This window comes from Rhodoferax sp. LS1R11 (genome assembly GCF_056521395.1).
The window spans coordinates 38,831-59,805 of record NZ_JBWMAW010000004.1 but is presented as its reverse complement, the minus strand read 5'-3'; the positions used below and the strand labels follow the sequence as shown (position 1 = coordinate 59,805).

Genomic DNA, 20,975 nt, shown 5'->3' with positions numbered 1-20,975 from the left:
CGGAAAAAGGAAGTTCAAGAATACCCGAGATGACCTGCTTGCTGTTTACTTGAAGCCCACCCGGTCAAGCATTTGCTGAACTTTCACTTGGTTCATGCCCACGACGTTGATCGGTATGGTCTCGCTCTTGAAACTTCCACCCGTCATGGCCTGCAAAGCCGCATTGTTGATCTTCACACCATTTGCAACCGGCCATTCATTGTTGCCGTTGGCAAAATGGTCTTGTGCAGGTGCGCTAGCCAGGTATTCGAGGAATTTGATTGCATTAGCCTGGTTCTTGGCATTTTTCGCCACCGCACCACCCGCAATATTAACGTGTGTGCCCCACGTCATCTGGTTGGGAAAAACAACGCCAACCCGGTCCATGACGGCTTTGTCTTCGGGCGCCGATGAACGCATCAGACGGGCAAGGTAATAGGTATTGGTGACGGCAATGCCGCATTCACCGGCCGCGACAGCCTTGATTTGATCGGTATCCCCGCCTTTGGGCGAGCGCGCGAGGTTGTCAACCATGCCTTTGAGCCAGGCTTCGGTCTTTTGTTCGCCCATATGCTCCAGCACCGCACCGAATAACGAAAGGTTGTAAGGGTGCGAACCGGAGCGGATGCACAGCTTGTTTTTGTTTTTTGGGTCGCCCAACTCCTCATAAGTGTCGACGTCTTCCTTTTTCACCTTCACCTTGTCATAAACGATGACTCGGGCGCGGGTGGAAAATCCGAACCAGGGCGATGCCCCGTCGGCCGTGGGTTTACCGCGATATTGAACCGGAATGGCGTCATCAAGCGTTTTGGACTTGACAGGCTGGAACAGGCCTTCTACTTCACCCTTCCACAAGCGGGCTGCGTCCACCAGAAGGATCACGTCCGCGGGTGATGCCGTGCCTTCGGCCTTGAGACGGGCAAGAATGCCGGCATCATCTGCATCAACCCGGTTGATCTTGATGCCCGTCGATTTGGTGAAATTGGTATACAGCGCTTCGTCAGTTGGGTAGTGCCGTGCTGAATAGATATTCAGAACCTGCTCCTGCGCAGTGGCAGCCGTACAGGCGAGCAAAATGGCGCAGGCGAAAGGGATGTGTTTTTTCAACATGTCTGAGTGCTTTCCAAAAAATGTTCGATTACTTTAACACAAACGCGAATCATTATCATTAAATGAAGTTTTCAATTTTGAACTCGAAATTTCTTCAGGTCACTCTCTCGGTATCCGTTTTGGTGGGTTGCGCGTCGGGTCCGGCACCGGTCAAGCCTGTGGAAATTCCGCCATTGGTACAGCCTGTTGTCAAAAAGCTTCCAAAAATTGGACTCGCTTTGGGGGGCGGTGCGGCGCGTGGTTTTGCCCACATTGGCGTGATTCAGGTTCTGGAGGAGGCGGGTATTCGTCCTAGTCTCGTGGTGGGTACCTCGGCGGGCAGCTTGGTAGCGGCGTTGTACGCAAGCGGCAAGTCAGGAGCCCAGTTGCAGCAGGTGGCAGAGACGATGGAGGAAGCCACATTTGCCGATTGGACGCTCCCGATCTTCAACCGGGGCATGTTGCGTGGAGAGTCATTGGCGCGGTATGTGAACGCACAGGTCAATGGCCGCACCATTGAAAACATGCCCATACCGCTAGGTGTTGTTGCTACCGATCTCAACAGCGGCCAGGGTGTTTTGTTTCAGCGTGGGGACACATCGTCTGCCGTGCGGGCATCAAGTGCTGTGCCGGCGGTTTTTCAGCCTGTCAAAATTTCAGGACATGAGTACGTTGATGGTGGTCTGGTGTCACCTGTGCCGGTGCGTTATGCGCGGCAAATGGGGGCCGATCTGATTGTCGCTGTCGATATTTCAAGTGCGCCCGAAGGAAATCCAGCGAGCGACACCTTGCAGGTTTTGCTGCAAACCTTTTCGATCATGATCAAAAGCATCAATGCGTTTGAACTGCGTGAGGCCGAGGTTGTGGTTCGTCCCTCGTTGGTTGGCGTAGCCAGCGCGGACTTTGGCGCCCGACGTCGCTCCATTCAGGCGGGCAGAACGGCCATGCAGGCTGCGTTGCCGCAACTCAGGGCCGCGATAGAGGCGAAAACAAAATGACGGCTGCCTGGCGAGCATAAAAAAAGGGCTGGTCTTGCGACCAGCCCTTAAGGGATCCCTGAACCTGAAGGTTTCGAAAGGACCCGAGGAGACAACCTGCAGAAACAAAAAATGTTTCCTAAATCAAACTTAACTCTAGTATCTCAGGGTTTTCCCTTTTTTGCTTGAGTTACTGATTCTGATAAGCGATTTAATTTTGTCTTAATTCACACTAATGAAGTGAATTAACGTTTCTTGCCAGCTGGCTTGCCTGCATCAGCAGCGGAAGCAGCAACTGCATTGAAGTTGGATTCAGCAACTTCAGTGGCTTGTTTGACAGCCTTCTGCACTGATTCCAACGCGGTTGTTGCAGCAGCAACGGCGCTTTTCATCACGGCAACGGCAGTTTCGGAACCAGCGGGTGCGTTTTTGGCAGCAGTGTCCACCAGACCCATGAATTTCTTTTGTGCGTCAGCAGCTTGACCTTCGAAGGACTTGCTCAACTCAGCGCTGGAGCCCGAAGCAATTTCATACAGGTGACGGCTATAAGCAGCGGTTTTTTCAGCCAGGGGCTGAAGCAGACCGGACTGAAGAGCCAACAACTCCTGCGCATCCTTGACACTCAGCATGGCCTTGGCATGCTCGCCAGTTTCGGCCAAAGCTGCTTTGGAAGCCGTGAGGTTGAGTTCAACAATTTTCTCAACGCCTTCGAATGCTTTGGAAGTCAGGCCCAACAAGGTTTCAACGTTTGCTTTGTGTGAAGCCAAGACTTGTTCGACGGTCAACATGTAAGTATCTCCAATAAAAATGAGGTAAAACTATCTGCGCCCGAACCCAGCCTCTTCCTAGTCTATGTTGCAGTGCAGCATGAATCAAATTATAGGGAAATCAAAAAATGCTGCAAGTCGTTTTTGTTGCGTTGCAGCAAATTAGATGTCGACTTCTAGAAAATGAATTTTCGAGGGTACCGACACAATAGCGATATGAAAGCCTTTTACGCAGATCAGTTTGTATTGCCGCTCCCTGAGGGGCATCGTTTTCCGATGGCCAAGTACCGGATGCTGCGGGATCAATTGGTCCAGGTGATGCCCTCTGTCAAATTGATGCCTGCACCCTGTGCCAGCAACGGTGAGTTGGCGCTGGTGCACACGCCTGCCTATGTCGCCTCGATCGAAGAGGGCACGTTGACCGGCGCAGCCCAGCGCGAAATTGGTTTCCCCTGGAGCTCCGCCATGGTTGAGCGGGCGCGCCGATCGGTGGGTGCCACGGTCTGTGCTGTTCGCAATGCTTTGACGCAGGGCATTGCTGCTAATCTGGCGGGCGGAACCCATCATGCCTATGCCGACAAGGGCAGCGGGTTCTGTGTATTCAATGATGTTGCGGTGGCTGCCCGGCTCATGCAGGCTGAGTGGGGTCGCCGTCCGGGCGCGCACCGGTCCGCACTGAGGGTCGCAATTGTTGATCTGGATGTTCATCAGGGCAATGGCACCGCGAGCATCTTTCGCCACGACGACAGCGTTTTTACCCTGTCCCTGCATGGCGAGAAGAACTTTCCATTTCGCAAGGAGGCTGGGGACCTGGATGTCGCCTTGCCCGATGGGTGCACTGATGCTGACTACCTTGTGGCCCTGGAATCTGCTCTGGAAACCCTGGCCGAACGATTTGATCCTGGCTTGGTCATATTTTTGGCTGGTGCCGACCCCTTCGAAGGCGATCGTCTGGGGCGGCTGAAACTCAGTTACGACGGCCTGGAGGCGCGCGACCGGCGTGTTTTTGACTGGTGTTTTCAAAGGCGAATCCCATCGGCCTTCGTGATGGCGGGTGGGTATGGCGTGAAAATCGAGGACACGGTGCAGGTGCAACTCAATACCTACCGGGTTGCACTGACTTACTGGAACAAGTGGCAACGCCACTGGCAAAATCTACCAACATGAGCGAACTTAATCCCCCCAAGCCACAACCCGAGCCACGCAGTGCCTATCGCATTTTTCGCCCTATCAGCACGCGCTGGATGGACAACGATGTTTATGGACACGTGAACAACGTCGTTTATTACAGCTGGTTTGATACCGCGGTGAATGCCTTCCTGATTGAGCAAGGCGTGCTGGACATACATGGTGGTGAGACCATCGGTCTGGTAATTGAGACCCAGTGCAATTACTTTGCCCCATTGGCTTTTCCCCAAGTGGTGGATGCAGGTATTCGTGTTGCCAGGCTGGGTTCAAGCAGTGTGCGCTATGAGGTGGGCTTGTTTGCACAGGGCGCACCGCTGACTGCCGCCAAAGGCCATTTCGTTCATGTCTATGTCGATAAAAAAGCCCGGCGCCCCGTAGCGCTGCCAACCCAACTGAAAACTGTTCTGGAAACCCTTTTATGACCCAAACCCTTGTCGATGCGGCCATCACGTCGCGTATGTCTGCTCGTGCTTTCACGCAGCAAGAAGTTTCGCGGGAAACCCTTGCCGAGTTGTTGCAGGTGGCCAGCCGCGCACCCTCGGGCACCAACACCCAGCCCTGGAAGGTATATGTGCTGCAAGGCGCAAGCCGTGCAACCCTGGTAGACAAGGTTTGTTCAGCCCATGATGCCATTCGGGAGAATTCGGGTCTGGCTGCCGATTATCGGGAAGAGTATGACTACTACCCTGAAAAATGGGTCAGCCCTTATATTGACCGCCGCCGTGAAAACGGCTGGGGCCTGTATGGTTTGCTTGGTATTGGCAAGGCCGACAAAGACAAAATGCACTTGCAGCATCAGCGCAACTACAAATTCTTTGACGCGCCTGTGGGGCTCATGTTCACACTGGACCGCGTGATGGGGCGGGGCTCCCTCGTGGACTATGGCATGTTTCTGCAAAACATCATGGTGGCAGCCCGTGGGCGCGGTTTGCACACCTGCCCGCAGGCCGCCTGGAATGGGTTTGCCAAGATCATCCTGCCGCACATTGGCGCAGGCGCGGACGAGATGCTGGTTTGCGGTATGGCGCTGGGCTATGCGGACGAAACCGAGGTAGTGAATACTTTTCACACGCCCCGCGTCCCGGTTGCCGAGTTCACGCACTGGCTTGACTAAAGGAGAAATACCACACGACAACGCCATGCCAGGCAGATACTGGCTTCATGCGTCAGGTTTTTGATATTTGGCAGGCAGAACGATCCGTTAAGCTCTAGCGCAAATGGGCTGGAGACAAAAAAATATGAGACGCTTCCTCTTCTTCGCTATTGCCTCTTTGCTGGCATTTTTACCCAATCTGGCATCAGCGGCGGAACTCGATGGGAGTCGCCTCTCTCCGTTCTGGGGTGTGCCTTTTGCCGGTATTCTGCTGTCAATTGCGTTGATGCCACTTCTGGCACCGCACTTTTGGCACCACCACTTTGGAAAATTGACTGCTGCCTGGTCGCTGGTTTTCCTGGTGCCATTTGCCTGTGTGTTTGGGCCGGGTGTCGCGTCTGCCAACTTTGTTCACGCCCTCTTGGCTGAGTACTTGCCCTTTATTCTGCTGCTCACTGCACTGTTCACAGTCGCGGGCGGGGTCTTTATTCGCGGAAACCTGCACGGTAGTCCGGGCCTGAATACGGCGATTCTGTTGATTGGTTCGATCCTGGCGAGCGTGATGGGAACCACCGGGGCATCGATGCTGATGATCCGACCGTTGATACGGGCCAATGACAACCGGGCACACAAAGCCCATGTGGTGGTGTTTTTTATCTTTATCGTCTCTAATGCCGGCGGTTCGCTAACTCCGTTGGGGGATCCTCCACTTTTCCTGGGTTTTCTGAAAGGGGTCGATTTCTTCTGGACCGCCAGGCACATTGTTCCGGAAACTACCTTTCTGATTGGTGCCTTGCTTGCGATTTTCTATACCCTGGACTGGTGGTATTACCACCGCCGTGAGGAAATTCTTCCGGTGGATCCAACGCCGGACACCAAGCGCATCGGATTTGATGGCGCACGCAATTTCTGGTTGCTGGGTGTCATTGCCGGACTGGTGCTGCTCAGCGGTTTCTGGAAATCAGACCTTGTTTTCAACGTGCTGGGCACGGCGGTCGGTTTGCCGGGGCTGGTGCGGGATGCTGGTTTGATTGCCGTGACCTTTATTTCGCTCATGATCACTCCCGGCCAGGTTCACAAGGACAATCAGTTTTCCTGGGGTCCGATGCAGGAGGTTGCCAAACTGTTTGCCGGTATTTTTTTGACGATTATTCCGGTTATTGCGATGCTCAAGGCGGGGGTGAACGGTCCATTCAGTGCCATCGTTTCGGCCGTAACCCGGCCTGACGGGACACCGGACCCTGCCATGTATTTCTGGGCCAGTGGTGTGCTGAGTTCCTTCCTTGACAACGCCCCGACCTATTTGGTGTTCTTCAACACCGCAGGGGGCGATCCCCACGTGCTGATGAACGTGTTGGCCCCCACATTGGCTGCCATTTCGGCCGGCGCCGTGTTCATGGGGGCCAACACTTACATCGGCAATGCCCCAAACCTGATGGTCAAGGCCATTGCTGAAGATCGTGGCGTCAAAATGCCCAGCTTCTTTGGCTACATGGCCTGGTCTGGCGCTGTCCTGATCCCATTGTTCTTCATCATGACTTTTGTCTGGTTTCGCTAAGGAAAATCTATATGAATCGTCCTCAAATCCTCGTCTCCCGCGCCATTTTCCCGGAAGTGCTCGTCAAACTGAGTCTGCATTTCGATGTGGAGTCGAACCAGGCTGATGAGGTCTGGTCCAAGGCCCGGCTCATTGAAAAACTACGCGGCATGCAAGGCGTGTTCACGACCGGGAGCGAACGCATTGATCAAGAGGTGCTGTCTGCTTGCCCTGACCTGAAAATCTGCGCCAACATGGCGGTTGGCTACAACAACTTTGACGTCGATGCGATGACGGCGGCTGGCGTGCTGGGCACCAATGCGCCTGATGTGCTGACTGAAACCACCGCTGACTTTGGTTTTGCGTTGCTGATGGCCACGGCTCGTCGCATGGCTGAAAGCGAACATTTTCTGCGGGCCGGACTGTGGACGCGATGGCGCTATGACATGTTCGCCGGTGCTGATATTCATGGCTCCACACTCGGTATTTTGGGTATGGGGCGCATTGGGCAGGGCATCGCCCGGCGCGGGGCTCACGGGTTTGGCATGAACGTCATCTATCACAATCGTTCAAGGCTGGACGAAGCGACTGAAGCTGAATGCAAGGCCCGCTTTGTCAGCAAGGAAGAGTTGCTCCAGACGGCCGATCATCTGGTGCTCGTGTTGCCTTATTCAGCGGCTTCCCACCACGCCATTGGTGCCGCAGAACTGGCACTGATGAAGCCCACGGCAACCCTCATCAACATAGCACGCGGTGGCATTGTGGATGATGCTGCGCTGGCCAGCGCCTTGCGCGAAAAGCGCATTGCCGCGGCCGGTCTCGATGTATTCGAAGGCGAGCCCCAGGTGCATCCGGACCTGTTGACGGTGCCCAACGTGGTGCTGACGCCCCATATTGCCAGCGCCACCATGCCAACGCGTCTGGCCATGGCCAATCTGGCGGCGGACAACCTGATCGGCTATCTCACGGCGAACCAACCTTTGACGCCGCTGAACCCGGTGGTGATCAAGTAAGGCCATGGCGTGAGCCGCAACTCAGGCCGACAGGATTTCGAATTTCCCCAAGGGGTGGACTTGACCATTGATGATCAGGTCCACCGCATGAACGCCTGGATAGTGCTTGCGGGTTGTCATTTCAGCCAGTGACAGGGCCTTGCGAAGCGGGACGGTCTGACCTGGCGCCAGCGTCAACGCGGTGAGCTTGAAAACCTTGGGTTTGGCCTCTCCATTGGCTTTGACATAGTGGACACAATAGTCCACCAGCACCCGCTGGGGCGTTGTGCCGGTACTGCTTAATTCAAACGCGATCACCACGTGGCTGCCCATCGCGGTCTGTCCGGGTGTCAAGGTGGCCTGACTCACCGCCACCTGAGCCAGGTCGCCGAACCCCATCAGCGTCAGCGCACCGCTGTCCCCGCGCTTGACTGCGGAGCGTAAGGCGTGGCGGATGATCCATTGTCTTTCCGCGCTGGCGTTCAATGACCAGGCGCGTGCGGTCTGAATCAGTATTTCGGGATGGTCCTTGCCAATGTCGTTCAGGTTGTTGGCTACTGAGCGGCGAACGTAAAGGTCCGCGTCGTCTTTCAGCAACTCAAGCAGAGCAAGTACGGGTGACGGATCGATTTGGAACTGGCGAAGGCGGGGTGCCCAAGGCAGACGTGGCCGGCTTCCCTCTGACACCAGGCGCCGTACAGCGGCGCTGGGGTCTGTGGCCCAAACCCGCAGTTGCCGCAATGTGGCCTCTGTATGCGTTTCAAGAAAGGGGCGAATGCTGAACTCTGCCGTAAAAACCTGAGTCAACGCATGCAGAAGCCGCATGGAAATTTCGAAGTGATTCAACCCATATTGCGCGACAAACACGGTGTGGGGCAGGTAAAGAAATGACGCCAGGCTTTGGCTCATGTCCCGCGAATGGGGTTGAGTCAGCGACGCAAGCAGGATGGCTGCCGCCTGCGGGTAGTCAGAAGGTAAATGACGGTGTAACGCCTGGGCAATCTTCTTGCCGCGTGGCATGAGTTCCAGTGCGTCAAAGCCCGCCAAGGCGTCAGTCACAAAGGCCGCGCTGTCAAAGGTGGGGCAGACGGCCTCAATCATGGCGGCAATCGCGCGGGGCACCTCAGCGCCAAACTGGTTTTTAAGTGGTTCAGCCATCTATTGCCCTGAGTGCGGGTTGGCGTGGGGGCGCGTCATGCCTACAGCCCTTGGGCTGGTGTTTGTCCGAAGGCCTTCAGCCCTCTGGGCGTCTCCCACCAAAACATTTCGAGCACCAGAATATAGACATGCAGCAGGCCAATAAGGGCCATAACCAGGTTGGCAACCGTGGACATGGAAACTCCTTGAAAAGGGTGAATTGTCGATATCATCGCCGAACACCCGAGGCTCTTGACGTTTCATGAACAAAAACACACTGCCCCGCCCACGTCTTGACCAGCGCTGCCGATTAGCATGTCAATCGGCAAAGATTGCCATGTTGCTGGCCGCCTTGACCTTGTTCTTGCCCGCCTGCTCGGTTGTTGACCCCCTTGGACAACCCACGGCCATTGAGAACTCGCTGGGCATGAAGTTTGTGCGGGTGCCCGCAGGCGAGTTTCTGATGGGCAGTGACGAGTCTGCGCAATCACTGTCGAAAGACTATGCCCAATACACACAGGATCGCTTCACGGCGCTCAACGACGAAGCCCCGGCGCACCGTGTGCGGATAACACGGGCTTTTTTTATGGGGCAGCATGAGGTCACGGTGGGGCAGTTCCGCCGGTTTCTGGAGGCCTCCGGCTATGTGCCTGAATCGATTGCGGACGGTACGGGCGGCTATGGCTACAACCCGGCTTATGACCCCGCAAAATCTGAGCGCGGCGATGCTTTTGAGGGGCGAGATGTCAGGTACTCCTGGGGCTACCCCGGATTCGTACAAGGCGATGATGAGCCGGTGTTGAATGTCACCTGGAATGATGCCGTGGCCATGAGTCGCTGGCTGACCAGGACGGAGGGAAAGAAATACCGACTGCCGACCGAAGCCGAGTGGGAATACGCCTGCCGGGCCGGCACCCGGACACGTTACCCGAGTGGTGACCAACCGGAAACCCTGTGGAGTGCTGCCAACACGTTTGATGCCGATACCGCCACGAATTGGCCGCAATGGAAGAACTTTGCATTGAAAGGGCATGATGGATATGCCTTCACTTCCCCCGTGGGTAGCTTTGCACCCAATGCCTTTGGCCTGCACGACATGGTGGGCAATGCCTGGGAATGGGTGTCCGATACCTATGACGAAGACTACTACGCCATCTCGCCAGTGAACGACCCCACCGGGCCTGAGACAGGGTCGATGCGGGTGCGTCGTGGTGGCTCGTGGCACACGTGGTCTCTTTATTCCCGCTGCTCGTTTCGCAACATCAACACGGAAAAATCGCGCTACCCCTTGCTGGGGATGCGCTTGTTGCGCGAGGTTGACGCCAGCGGGTGGTAAAGCGGTGCGACCTGCTTCTGATTTGTACTGGTCCACGTACTTTCCACATCGAAAAACTCAGTGAGTGACGCGAAACTGACGGTTTCGATCAATTTCACCCTGCGATGAATGGAGACTTATGTCCATGGGCAACATCAAAGTCAGCACCCGACTGGGGGCTGGCTTCGGACTGGTTTTATTTTTGATGGTTTTGCTGCTGAGTGTTGGGCTGACGCGGCTGAACTATGGCGCTGACGCCAGCGAGAAGCTTCTCAGTGCGGCATTGACCAAGGTGCAAGGCCGGGCTGACATGGACGCCGCGGCACAAGGCGGAACCAAAGCCTTGCTTGAGTTGTTTGCCCTTGCCAACGCTGGCAATGTAGCCAATGCCCCTGACCAGATTGCATCCCACCACAAGGCGCTGGATGGCGCGTTGGCCTCGGTTGCCCGACTAGAGGCTTCCCCGGGTGAAATACCTCTGGTGGCCAAGGTCCGCGATGACGTTGCGTTGTTCCATGACACTTCATTCAAGGTGGCGGGGCTGCTGGGGAAGGGAAGTCGTGACGAGGCCGCCAAAGCATGGACGGCTGACCTGCTGCCGGCTCATGAAGGCCTGTTGCGCAGTGTGGCCGCTCTGTCTGAGGGGCAGAAAGCATGGGTGCAATCGCAGGTGGTGCAGGGTGAGCGTGGTGCTCAGTCCACCCGCCAACTGATGATGGCCCTGGGCCTCCTGGCCCTTGGGGTGGGTATCGGTTCCGTCTATGGTCTGGTGCGCAGCATTGTTGTGCCGCTGGATGAGGCGATCCATATTGCCGAGACCGTGGCCTCAGGTGATCTCAGCCAGGATTTTGAGTCGACACGTGGCGGTGAGTTTGGTCGTCTGCTGGGGGCGATGGGAACCATGGAGGACACCCTGACCGATCTGGTCACGCGAATCAAGGAGACGACCGAGCCCTTGTCGGTGGCTTCACAGCAAATCGCGGCTGCCAATGCTGACTTGTCTGAACGCACGGCGGCACAGGCCTCCTCTCTTCAGGAAACTGCCGCCAACATGGAGGACTTGACCAGCACCATTCGCCAAAATGCGCAAAACGCGCATTCAGCCAGTGCGCTGGCGCTGGGCGCCTCGGACATCGCCCGCCGTGGCGGTGAGGTGGTGGGTGATGTGGTTGTGACCATGGATGCCATCAGCGCAAGTTCGCGAAAAATTGTGGACATCATCGAGGTGATTGAGGGCATTGCCTTTCAGACCAATATTCTGGCGCTCAATGCCGCGGTGGAGGCGGCACGCGCCGGGGAGCAGGGCCGGGGGTTTGCCGTCGTGGCCAGCGAAGTGCGTACGCTGGCAAAACGAAGCGCCGATGCGGCCAAGGAGATCAAAGGCCTGATCGGTGACTCGGTGCATCAGGTCGAAAGCGGAACCCGGCTGGTCGACCATGCGGGCAAAACCATGCAGGAAATTGTGCAGGCGGTCCATCAGGTGACGGCGATTCTGGGCGACATCTCAGTGGCCTCGGCCCATCAAAGCAGTGGTGCCGAGCATGTGGCCCAGTCGGTGATGCAGATGGACGCTGTCACCCAGCAAAATGCCAACCTGGTGGTTCACGCTGCGTCGGCCGCCATGGCCTTGTCCCTGCAGGTTGAACAACTCCAGCAAGCCGTGGATGAATTCAAAGTCTAGAATGCTATAAAATTTATAGCTGCTAGTGCACGTCCTTCAAGGGCTAGAGGCCAATTTACTTCATAAAATGAATCTGTACTTGTGATGAACAACAATAGAGATTTGGAGAAACCGGTTTGAACGATATGGTGTGGTGGTGGGTGCTGGCCTTGGGTGTCATGAATGTGCTGTTTCTGGTGTGGCTTGCGCTTCGCCGCCCTGACGGTCAGTCCGCACAAGACGCTGAGCGGGGAAAAAAAGAGCTGCTCGCGGCGGTACAGGGCGGCGCCGAGCGTCTGGAGCGCCTGGAGCGTGAACTGCGCCGTGAAATCAGTGAGTCCTCGCGCGGGGGGCGCCAGGAGCTGACGCAGAACCTGGCCACCTTCCAGCAATCGTTGGTGCAACAGGGGGCCGAGGCCACCCGCACGCAAAATACCCAGATCGACGCCTTCGGCCAGCAACTGGCCTTGCTGCAAAAAACACTGTCTGACACCCTGACCAACCAGTTGTCGGGCTTGAGTGAGTCCAATGCCCGGCGCATGAACGAGGTGCGGGAGACACTGGAGAAGCAACTCGCGCAGCTTCAAACCTCCAACTCGGCCAAGCTTGATGAGATGCGCGCCACGGTGGACGAAAAGCTGCAGACCACCCTGCAAACCCGCCTGGGCGAAAGCTTCAAGCAGGTGGCGGACCGGCTGGAGCAGGTGCACAAGGGCCTGGGTGAAATGCAGACCCTGGCGCAAGGCGTGGGCGACCTCAAACATTTGCTGACCAACGTCAAAACGCGCGGTATTTTTGGAGAAGCCCAGTTGGCGTCTTTGCTGGAGCAGGTGTTTGTGGCTGACCAGTATGCGGCGCAGGTGGCCACCCGCCCGGGCAGCAAAAACGTGGTGGACTTCGCCATCAAACTGCCGGGCAAGTCAGAGCACGGCGACCCGCTCTGGTTGCCCATTGACGCCAAGTTTCCCAATGAAGACTACGAGCGCCTGCTTGATGCGCAAGGCCGGGCCGACGTGCTGGGGGCGGAAGCGGCAGGCAAGGCACTGGAGACCCGCATCCGGCTGGAGGCCAAATCGATGGCCGACAAATACGTGGAGCCTCCTTACACCACCGATTTTGCGATTCTGTTTTTGCCCACCGAAGGCCTGTATGCCGAGGTGCTGCGACGGCCGGGGCTGATGCAGGCCTTACAGCGCGATCACCGCATCACTCTGGCGGGACCTACTACCTTGCTGGCCATGCTGAGTTCCCTGCAAATGGGTTTTCGTACGCTGGCGCTGGAGAAGCGTTCCAGTGAGGTGTGGCAGGTGCTGGGCGCGGTCAAAACCGAGTTTGGCAAGTTTGGTGACGTGCTGGCCAAGGTCAAGTCGCAAACCGAGACCGTGCTCAAGACGCTGGACAGCGCCGAAACCCGCAGCCGTGCGATGGGGCGTGCCTTGAAAAAAGTGGAGGCCTTGCCGGAGACACAAGTGCAGGCCCTGATTCCCACGGACAAGGACTTTGATGCGGACCTGGAGGCTGACCGCGGGTGAGTCCGACGCCCCTTGAGGTCAGCCGCGTCCCGTTTTGCACTGGCGCTCTTTGCGGCCCATCTGCGCGAATGGACCATCGTGATGTCGGCGATGGTGATACCCGTGCTATTTGCCACCGCCGGGGCTGCGGTGGGCGCTGGCGCCCGGTCCGCCTGGCGTTTACGCCCTACAGACCATAAAACTTCTGGATAACGTCCCATGCCGCCTGGGGCTCGTCCACGTAGTGGAACAGTTTCAGGTCTTCGGGTGAAATGGCGCCTTCCTCCAGCATCACATCCAGGTTAATGAGCCGTTTCCAGTAGTCGGTACCAAAAAGCACAATGGGAACCGGCTTGGCCTTGCGCGTTTGCACCAAGGTGATGACTTCAAACAACTCGTCCAGGGTACCAAATCCGCCCGGAAAGGCGAGTAGCGCTTTGGCGCGCATCATGAAATGCATTTTGCGCAGCGCAAAGTAGTGAAACTTGAAGCTCAGGTTGGGCGTGACATACGGATTGGCACTTTGCTCATGGGGTAGCGCAATGTTCAGGCCGACGCTTGGGGCGCCCATTTCATGTGCTCCGCGGTTGGCGGCCTCCATGATGCCGGGGCCGCCACCCGTGCAGATGAACAGACGCTCCTCGGGCTTGCGGTGCATGCTGTAGTCCGCCACCAGGCGGGCGAACAGGCGTGCCTGGTCGTAGAAATGGGCATTGCGCAACTGTCGTTGTGCAATGCCCAAATCCGTTGCATTGCCGCTCAATTGCGCCTGCTGCATGTTTTTTTGTGCGTCTTCGGGCGAGGGAAAGCGCGCGCTGCCAAACACCACGATGGTGTTCTCGATACCTTGCTCTGCCTGGTCGAGATCGGGCTTGAGCATTTCGAGCTGAAAGCGAATGCCCCGTGTTTCCCGACGCAATAAAAATTCTGGGTCGGCAAAGGCCAGTCGGTAGGCATCAGCCTCTAGGGGGTTACCCAGGTCGGAGTGGTTTTGCAGTTCGGCCCAGGCATCGGCCAGGCGTCGTTCGGTGATGTGCTCGGTTTTTTTCATAGATGACATTGTGAGCGAAAAACAGGTCAAATCGACCCGTGAGAGGCCGATCGCTCCATCAGACCGGACCCAATTCAGGGTCCTGATTTGGCAGGCAGAGAAGCTGATGACTTGAGGACGCGTTGGTACATTCGCCAGGCCCACCACATGCGGCCACCCCAGGTGAGCGCGCGTCGCGGTCGCAGAACCGCAAGCGCCAGCACGGCGCCCAGCGGCCAATGCGGATGGCGGTAGAGCCACTGCACGCCATGGCGCACCCGGTCTGCCAAGGCCAGTGGTGCGACCAGGACCTGAGCCTGCTCCGCCAGCGTGAGGCGCAACTGCGAACTGCGCGCCAGCAAGTGTTGCTGGCGCATGAGCAGATCGTTGTTATTCATGTGAGTCTGCGGCCTGCAGCCCTGCGCGATCACGGCTTAACTCGGCAACGCTTTGGCTGAACACGTGCTCGCGCTGGTGCAAACGCTTTTTGGCGTCATGCAAGAGCCATGCGCCCATACCCAGAAACAACAGCGTCATGACACCCAGTGCAGGCAGCCGGTAACCTTCCCATAACAGCAGGATGACAAAGCCGCAAGCCAGCACCAGGCCGACACCCAGCACCATCAAGCCAACGGCACCCCAAAGCAAGCCTTCCAACAGGCGTCGTTTTTCAAACTCCACCTCGGTGCCCAGCAACTCCAGGCGCACTTGAGCCATCTCAAGCAGGGTGCCCAGCATGCGGCGCAGGGAGGCGAAAAGAGTACTTTGCGGAGCAGCGTTGGCCATGCGAGGCAAGGGCTAGCGGCGGTTCATGAGCAAGCCGACGACGACCCCCACACCCGCGGCGATGCCGACGGATTTCCAGGGGTTTTCGTGAACAAACTCGTCCGTTGCGTGGCCTGCCGCCTTGGCTCTGGCTACGGCCACTTCCTGCAAATGAACGAGGTCGTCTTTGGCCTGGTTCATCCGGGTCTGGACCCGGCTGCGCAGAGCCGCGACGCTTTCACCCGCCTGATCGGCCGTTATGCGCAAGACCTCTTCCGCGTCAGAAATCACCACGCGCAGGTCGTTCATCAGTTTGTCTTTGTGTGTGGTAGCCATGTCATTCATTTGGGTTCTCCATGTCGTTGAAATCTCCAGTGACATACTAGTCAATCAGGCCATTTACGGGCTTGACAAAAATCAAGTGAAGTTGGATGGCCCCCTGCCACGATGTGAGGCGAATGACTGCTATTTTTCCTCTCTTGCGATTGGACACAAGTGTGCGTCGATGAGATTGCGCCGGGTGTTACACCGCTGCATGCAAGGTGACCAGGGCCTCACCGATGGACGTTGCCATTCTGATGGCATTGCTGGGGTGGCTGATGCAGTCGGTACTCCAGACCTCTCCAACGCCGGCATCCTGCATGGTCTGCATGGCGTCGCCCGCGAAAAGCGCATGGGTGACCGCCACATCCACCGAGAGCGCCCCGGCGGCCAGCAGCAAACGTGCGGCCTGGGCGACGGTGTGCCCCGTGCTGGCTACGTCGTCAAACAGCACGATCTGGCGGCCGGCGACCGCGTAGTCCGGCAGCGCAACATGGACAGCCCGGTCGCCATGGCGAACCTTGCGGCACACCGCATAGTCCAGCCCATGGCGCATCGCCGCCATCGCCACCCATTGAAGCGACTCTTCGTCCGGGCCCACCAGCAACGGGCGCTGACGCCGGTTTGCAATCAAGTCTGACAAAAGAGGCGCTCCACTGAGCACAATGGCGTTGGCCACCGGTACGGCCTCCTGCAGCGTGGCGACCCGGTGCAAATGCGGGTCCACGGTGATCACTGCACTGAATTGTTCCGCCAGAAAGCGCCCGACAATGCGCTGGCTGATGGCCTCCCCGGGGTGAAAGGCAATATCCTGGCGCATATAGGCCAGGTAAGGCGCAACCAGGGTCAGGTGAATGGCGCCAAGCTGGCGTGCTGTCTGCGCTGTCAGCAACAATTCAACCAACTTTTCATTGGGGTCATTGAGGGTGCGCAGAACGACGACTTTGCCCGGCAGCTTGTCTGGCAGGCGCAGCTTGATTTCGCCATCAGGAAAACGATGACGCTCGACCTGTGCCAGGTCCAGACCGGCGGCCAGCGCGATGCGTTCGGCACTGCCGCGTTCATCTTCAAAATGCAGCAGGACAGGTTTTGTAAAGGAGTTGGTGTTCATCAGAATTCAACAAAGACATGGGGAACCTCATTGGCTTGGCCAAGGGTGTAGCCGGTCGACTTGCGGCAGGCTTGCCGGGCAAAGGCCAGGTCACTCTGAAAGCCCGCGTGTATGCGGTACAACACATCGCCATGGGCAACGGTATCCCCCAGCTTGCGAAACAGGTCGACCCCCTGCACCAATTACTTTGGGTGCGCCTGCCAGTCGGGCAATGCGCGCGATTTGCAGGTTGTCGATGCCGGTGACCACGCCCGCCTCGGTGGCGCAAATGTCCAGCGTCAAAGCGCCCAGTGGCGGGTTGTTGTGATCAAACGGCTTTTTACCCTGTGCGGCAATGATGTCGTTCATCTTGGCCAAGGCGCGGCCCGAGTCCAGGATGTCGCGTGCAATGGCGAAGCCGTCGCCGCCTCGCACATCCGGGTTGCACTCGATCAAACGGCCCGCCAGTCGGAGAGATTTTTGACGAAGATCCACCGGTGCCCTGGGGTCGTTCTCCAGCACCCGCATCACATCGCGGGCCTCCAGCATCGGGCCGATGCCGTTGCCGATGGGCTGACGGCCATCGGTGATGACGACATCCAGCGACAGGTGGATGCGTCGGGCGACGTACTCGAACAGCCTGCGCAGCCGTTGGGCCTCGGGCATGGAGCGCACTTTGGCGGTCGGGCCGATGGGGATGTCGAGCACGAGATGGGTCGATCCCGCTGCAATTTTTTTGGACAGGATGGAGGCCACCATCTGCCCCGGTGAGTCGATGGCGAGAGGACGCTCCACCGAGATGAGCACGTCGTCAGCCGGTGACAGGTTGGCTGTACCGCCCCAGGCCAGGCACCCCCGGTGCTCACGCACAATGCCGTCGAGTTGCGCCAGGGGCAGTTCAACACGGGCCAGTACTTCCATGGTGTCGGCCGTGCCTGCTGGCGATGTGATGGCGCGGGACGACGTTTTGGGGCACAGCAAGCCGTGGGCCGCCACGATAGGCACCACCAGCATGGAAGTGCGGTTGCCCGGAATGCCCCCGATGCAGTGTTTGTCGACCACCAGCGGCTCATGCCAGTCCAGCTTGCGGCCGCTGGCTACCATGGCCTCGGTTAAAAAATACACCTCTTCGCGGTCGAGTTCGTCCCGGTTGGTGGCAACCACAAACGCGGTCAGTTCAATTTTGGAATACCTCAGGTCGGCGATGTCACGCACGATGCCCGGAAAATCAGCGCGGTCCAGCCGCTCACCGGCAATTTTCCGGTGCAGTGCGCCGATGGAGGCGGGCGGTTCGGCCTGCGATACCGATACCGATGCCGTGTGACTGTCCTGAATGTCCAGCTGCAAAAAAGCGTCCTCCGACAGCCCCAGTTCATGACAGCCGACGATGGCCTTGTCGTCAACCACATTCAGGGTCGCCAGGATGCGTCGCCCATTGGCACGAACCTCCACCTTGGACAAGGCCTGGAACCCTTCTGCCCGATACACCGCGCAATCGCGGTGCAGGTAGGCCACGTTTTCACGGTAGGTGTCGATCGCGACACGGCGCAAGGCCAAGTTGGACGCGGGTTGGCTCTCCGCCAGCAAGGCCGGAGGCTCGGTTGGATCGGGAGTGGGGCTCATGGCGCCAGCCTACACCGGTTTTGCGGCCGGTTTCAGGTCGGATGAACCACAACCAGCCACGCGCTGGCAGGTGTTTTCCCGCTGTTGCGAATGCTGTGGGGCCGATCCACGGCATAACGGGCGGTGTCGCCGGGCTTGATGCGCTGGGTATGCTCTCCCGCGCTGACTTCTAGCGTGCCGGTCAAGACCGTCAGGTGCTCGTTGGCACCCAGTTCATGGGCCTGCGACTCCAACACCCCGCCCACTTGAACGGACAGCGCATACCACTCAAACTGACCCGCCAGATGGATGGGCCCGAGGATGCGGAGTTCACACAAGCCATCAGGGCTGCGCAGGGTGGGCGTCGCGTGCACCGGGACCACCTCAATCGCGGGCTCGACTGGCACGCTGGTGCTGCCCAGCAGTTCCCCCAGCGGCACCCCGAGGGCGTTGGCCAGCCGCCAGACGACCGCGACCGTCGGGTTGGCCTGGGCGCGCTCGATTTGCGACAGCATGGACTTGGAGACGCCCGCTTTGCGGGACAACTCGTCCAGCGACAGCGACTGGGCCTGGCGCAGCGTGGCCAGTGTGTCACCGACCCGGGGCGGCTCGGTGCTGGCGGGTTTGGCGTGGCGGTTGAGCATAATTTGTTCTGTATATTGAAATATTGTTCGATATGCTGCACAATTTACGTCAATTGCGAATAAGCCATTGTGCCGGATAAACCTACTTCAAGGAGTGTGACATGAGTGCCATCCCCAATTTCTATGCCCACCTGAGCCAGGAGCTGCAGGGCATCCGCGATGCCGGTCTCTACAAGACGGAGCGGGTGATCACGACGCCGCAGAGCGCCAGAATCCGTACGGTGCTGCCGGACGGATCCACGCGCGAGGTCATCAACCTGTGTGCCAACAACTACCTGGGGCTGTCCTCTCATCCGGACGTGGTGGCCGCCGCCGCCGAGGCGCTGCACACGCATGGTTATGGCCTGAGTTCTGTGCGTTTCATTTGCGGAACCCAGGATATTCACAAAACCCTGGAAGCCCGCCTGGCCCGTTTTCTGGGCACCGAAGACACCATTCTGTACGCCGCCGCGTTTGACGCCAATGGGGGCTTGTTCGAACCCCTTCTGGGGGAAGAGGATGCCGTCATCAGCGATGAGTTGAACCACGCGTCCATCATTGATGGCATTCGACTTTGCAAGGCCAAACGGTACCGCTACAAACACAACGACATGGCCGACCTCGCGCGCTGCCTTGAACTGGCAGCAAATGAGGGCGCACGCTACAAACTGGTGTTTACCGATGGCGTGTTTTCCATGGACGGCACGGTGGCCCAGTTGGACAAAATGCGTACCTTGTGTGACGAACATGGTGCTTTGCTGGGTGTTGACGAGTGCCATGCCAGCGGTTTTATGGGCGCTACCGGCCGGGGTACCCACGAACAACGCGGTGTGTTGGGCCAGGTGGACATCATCACCGGCACCTTGGGCAAGGCGCTGGGTGGTGCGTCAGGCGGGTTCACCAGCGGTCGTCGTGAAGTGATTGACCTGCTGCGCCAGCGCTCACGGCCTTACCTGTTCTCGAACACGGTGGCGCCCAGCATCGTGGGCGCGTCGATTGCCGTGCTGGACTTGCTGGAAAGGTCGACCGCCTTACGGGACAAACTGGCTGACAACACGCGCTACTTCCGCTCGGCCATTGCGCAGGCCGGATTTGACATCAAGCCCGGTGAGCATCCGATTGTGCCCATCATGGTGTATGACGCCGTGAAGGCCCAGCAGCTAGCCGCGCGCCTGCTGGAGTTGGGGATCTATGTGGTGGGTTTCTTCTTTCCGGTGGTTCCCAAAGGGCAGGCACGCATTCGGGTCCAGATCAGTGCGGTGCACGAGCGAGTCGACCTGGAGCACGCAGTCGCCGCATTTGCGCAGGCAGGACGGGAGCTGGGGCTGCTCGTCGGGGCGCCATGATGGAGACGCGAATCCTCATCATTGGCGCCAATGGTCAAATCGGCACCGAGCTGACGCAGGCCCTGGTGCAACGGCATGGGCCGGACGCAGTGGTCACGAGTGATCTCGTGCCGGAAGGGCGTGTACTCGGGTTGCGCCATGAGGTGCTGGACGCCACCGAAGCCAGCGCGCTGATTGCTCTGGTGGAGCGCCACCGCATCACGCACATCTATTTGCTGGCGGCGGCCTTGTCAGCCCGCGGCGAACAGCACCCCAAATGGGCTTGGGACCTGAACATGAAAGGCTTGCTCAATGTGCTGGAGGTCGCGCGCACCCACAAGCTGCAACGCGTGTTCTGGCCCAGCTCGATCGCCGCATTCGGGCCCTCAACCCCGCGTGACCAGACGCCGCAAAAAACGGTGATGGACCCCACGACGATCTACGGCATTTCCAAACTGGCCGGCGAGGGCTGGTGTGCCTGGTACCACCGCAACCATGGGGTGGACGTGCGCAGCCTGCGTTACCCTGGCCTGATCAGCTGGAAAACGCCACCCGGTGGCGGTACAACAGACTACGCAGTCGAGATTTTTCACGCGGCACTCCAGTGCGGCAAATACACCAGTTTTCTGGCCGAAACAACCGCACTGCCCATGATGTACATGCCAGACGCCATTCGTGCGACGCTGGAGTTGATGGAGGCGCCGACTGGAGCGGTGCGTGAACGCGGCTCCTACAACCTGGCGGGCATCAGTTTCACACCCGTTCAGATCGCGGCGGCCATCGCGCAGTATGTGCCTGGGTTCAGCCTGCAGTGTGAGCCTGATTTCCGGCAGGCGATTGCCGACAGTTGGCCGCGCTCCATCGACGACCAGGCGGCGCAAACAGACTGGGGTTGGCGAGCCCGCTATGACCTCGATGCGATGGTGCGAGACATGCTGGAGAACTTGCGCCCCTTGCTGTGTTCGTAGCCTCGC

Annotated in this window: 21 protein-coding genes and 1 pseudogene; 11 read left to right on the top strand and 11 right to left on the bottom strand. The window is 58.3% G+C overall.

Features of this window, described 5'->3' with window-relative positions:
• Window positions 1-45 precede the first annotated feature (45 nt).
• Window positions 46-1,089, bottom strand: a complete 1,044-nt coding sequence (locus AC097N_RS06895; RefSeq protein ID WP_479580156.1) for an extracellular solute-binding protein — start codon at window positions 1,087-1,089, stop codon at window positions 46-48.
• A 62-nt stretch (window positions 1,090-1,151) separates the two neighbouring features.
• Between AC097N_RS06895 and AC097N_RS06890 the strand changes: the two genes are divergently transcribed.
• Entirely contained in the window at window positions 1,152-2,066 is a 915-nt protein-coding gene (locus tag AC097N_RS06890; protein ID WP_479580155.1) for a patatin-like phospholipase family protein, read from the top strand.
• Between the two features lie 224 nt (window positions 2,067-2,290).
• Here AC097N_RS06890 and AC097N_RS06885 read toward each other — a convergent pair whose 3' ends face one another.
• Window positions 2,291-2,833: a phasin family protein gene (locus AC097N_RS06885; RefSeq protein ID WP_479580154.1), complete on the bottom strand. Its 543-nt coding sequence runs from the start codon at window positions 2,831-2,833 to the stop codon at window positions 2,291-2,293.
• A gap of 195 nt (window positions 2,834-3,028) precedes the next feature.
• Here AC097N_RS06885 and AC097N_RS06880 point away from each other — a divergent pair, with 195 nt between their 5' ends.
• The 5 genes from AC097N_RS06880 to AC097N_RS06860 all read left to right on the top strand — a co-directional run bounded on the left by AC097N_RS06880 (window position 3,029) and on the right by AC097N_RS06860 (window position 7,643).
• Window positions 3,029-3,979, top strand: a complete 951-nt coding sequence (locus tag AC097N_RS06880; RefSeq protein WP_479580153.1) for a histone deacetylase family protein — start codon at window positions 3,029-3,031, stop codon at window positions 3,977-3,979.
• Window positions 3,976-4,422: an acyl-CoA thioesterase gene (locus AC097N_RS06875; RefSeq protein WP_479580152.1), complete on the top strand. Its 447-nt coding sequence runs from the start codon at window positions 3,976-3,978 to the stop codon at window positions 4,420-4,422. Before AC097N_RS06880 ends, AC097N_RS06875 begins: the two co-directional genes overlap by 4 nt.
• Window positions 4,419-5,114, top strand: coding sequence for a nitroreductase (locus AC097N_RS06870; RefSeq protein ID WP_479580151.1), 696 nt, complete (start codon window positions 4,419-4,421; stop codon window positions 5,112-5,114). Before AC097N_RS06875 ends, AC097N_RS06870 begins: the two co-directional genes overlap by 4 nt.
• A gap of 124 nt (window positions 5,115-5,238) precedes the next feature.
• Entirely contained in the window at window positions 5,239-6,651 is a 1,413-nt protein-coding gene (locus tag AC097N_RS06865; protein ID WP_479580150.1) for a sodium:proton antiporter, read from the top strand.
• Window positions 6,652-6,662: 11 nt separating this feature from the next.
• The gene (locus tag AC097N_RS06860; protein ID WP_479580149.1) at window positions 6,663-7,643 is read left to right on the top strand and encodes a 2-hydroxyacid dehydrogenase; all 981 of its coding nucleotides are present in this window, start codon (window positions 6,663-6,665) and stop codon (window positions 7,641-7,643) included.
• A gap of 21 nt (window positions 7,644-7,664) precedes the next feature.
• On the opposite strand, the gene AC097N_RS06855 is transcribed toward AC097N_RS06860, so the two are convergent.
• Together AC097N_RS06855 and AC097N_RS06850 are read right to left on the bottom strand one after the other, a co-directional pair.
• Entirely contained in the window at window positions 7,665-8,780 is a 1,116-nt protein-coding gene (locus tag AC097N_RS06855) for a DNA alkylation repair protein (protein WP_479580148.1), read from the bottom strand.
• 41 nt (window positions 8,781-8,821) lie between these two features.
• Window positions 8,822-8,956: a DUF1304 family protein gene (locus tag AC097N_RS06850; protein WP_479580147.1), complete on the bottom strand. Its 135-nt coding sequence runs from the start codon at window positions 8,954-8,956 to the stop codon at window positions 8,822-8,824.
• Window positions 8,957-9,096: 140 nt separating this feature from the next.
• Between AC097N_RS06850 and AC097N_RS06845 the strand changes: the two genes are divergently transcribed.
• From AC097N_RS06845 to rmuC, 3 genes are all read left to right on the top strand, one after another.
• Window positions 9,097-10,095, top strand: a complete 999-nt coding sequence (locus AC097N_RS06845) for a formylglycine-generating enzyme family protein (protein WP_479580146.1) — start codon at window positions 9,097-9,099, stop codon at window positions 10,093-10,095.
• A 124-nt stretch (window positions 10,096-10,219) separates the two neighbouring features.
• Window positions 10,220-11,755, top strand: a complete 1,536-nt coding sequence (locus AC097N_RS06840) for a methyl-accepting chemotaxis protein (RefSeq protein ID WP_479580145.1) — start codon at window positions 10,220-10,222, stop codon at window positions 11,753-11,755.
• A gap of 125 nt (window positions 11,756-11,880) precedes the next feature.
• Window positions 11,881-13,266 (top strand): DNA recombination protein RmuC, encoded by a 1,386-nt coding sequence (gene rmuC, locus AC097N_RS06835; RefSeq protein WP_479580377.1) that lies wholly within the window; start codon window positions 11,881-11,883, stop codon window positions 13,264-13,266.
• Window positions 13,267-13,432: 166 nt separating this feature from the next.
• On the opposite strand, the gene AC097N_RS06830 is transcribed toward rmuC, so the two are convergent.
• The 7 genes and pseudogenes from AC097N_RS06830 to AC097N_RS06800 all read right to left on the bottom strand — a co-directional run bounded on the left by AC097N_RS06830 (window position 13,433) and on the right by AC097N_RS06800 (window position 18,697).
• The gene (locus tag AC097N_RS06830) at window positions 13,433-14,296 is read right to left on the bottom strand and encodes an LOG family protein (protein ID WP_479580144.1); all 864 of its coding nucleotides are present in this window, start codon (window positions 14,294-14,296) and stop codon (window positions 13,433-13,435) included.
• 74 nt (window positions 14,297-14,370) lie between these two features.
• Entirely contained in the window at window positions 14,371-14,673 is a 303-nt protein-coding gene (locus AC097N_RS06825; RefSeq protein ID WP_479580143.1) for a YqjK-like family protein, read from the bottom strand.
• Window positions 14,666-15,061: a phage holin family protein gene (locus tag AC097N_RS06820; RefSeq protein ID WP_479580142.1), complete on the bottom strand. Its 396-nt coding sequence runs from the start codon at window positions 15,059-15,061 to the stop codon at window positions 14,666-14,668. Before AC097N_RS06820 ends, AC097N_RS06825 begins: the two co-directional genes overlap by 8 nt.
• A gap of 12 nt (window positions 15,062-15,073) precedes the next feature.
• The gene (locus AC097N_RS06815; RefSeq protein ID WP_479580141.1) at window positions 15,074-15,385 is read right to left on the bottom strand and encodes an ElaB/YgaM/YqjD family protein; all 312 of its coding nucleotides are present in this window, start codon (window positions 15,383-15,385) and stop codon (window positions 15,074-15,076) included.
• Between the two features lie 178 nt (window positions 15,386-15,563).
• Entirely contained in the window at window positions 15,564-16,472 is a 909-nt protein-coding gene (locus AC097N_RS06810; protein WP_479580140.1) for a ribose-phosphate diphosphokinase, read from the bottom strand.
• Window positions 16,472-18,008: pseudogene (locus AC097N_RS06805) on the bottom strand (thymidine phosphorylase family protein). Before AC097N_RS06805 ends, AC097N_RS06810 begins: the two are co-directional and overlap by 1 nt.
• Before the next feature lie 98 nt (window positions 18,009-18,106).
• Window positions 18,107-18,697 (bottom strand): helix-turn-helix domain-containing protein, encoded by a 591-nt coding sequence (locus tag AC097N_RS06800; RefSeq protein WP_479580139.1) that lies wholly within the window; start codon window positions 18,695-18,697, stop codon window positions 18,107-18,109.
• 101 nt (window positions 18,698-18,798) lie between these two features.
• Between AC097N_RS06800 and kbl the strand changes: the two genes are divergently transcribed.
• Window positions 18,799-20,022: a glycine C-acetyltransferase gene (kbl, locus tag AC097N_RS06795; RefSeq protein WP_479580138.1), complete on the top strand. Its 1,224-nt coding sequence runs from the start codon at window positions 18,799-18,801 to the stop codon at window positions 20,020-20,022.
• The gene (locus AC097N_RS06790) at window positions 20,022-20,969 is read left to right on the top strand and encodes an NAD-dependent epimerase/dehydratase family protein (RefSeq protein WP_479580137.1); all 948 of its coding nucleotides are present in this window, start codon (window positions 20,022-20,024) and stop codon (window positions 20,967-20,969) included. Before kbl ends, AC097N_RS06790 begins: the two co-directional genes overlap by 1 nt.
• Window positions 20,970-20,975: the final 6 nt, after the last annotated feature.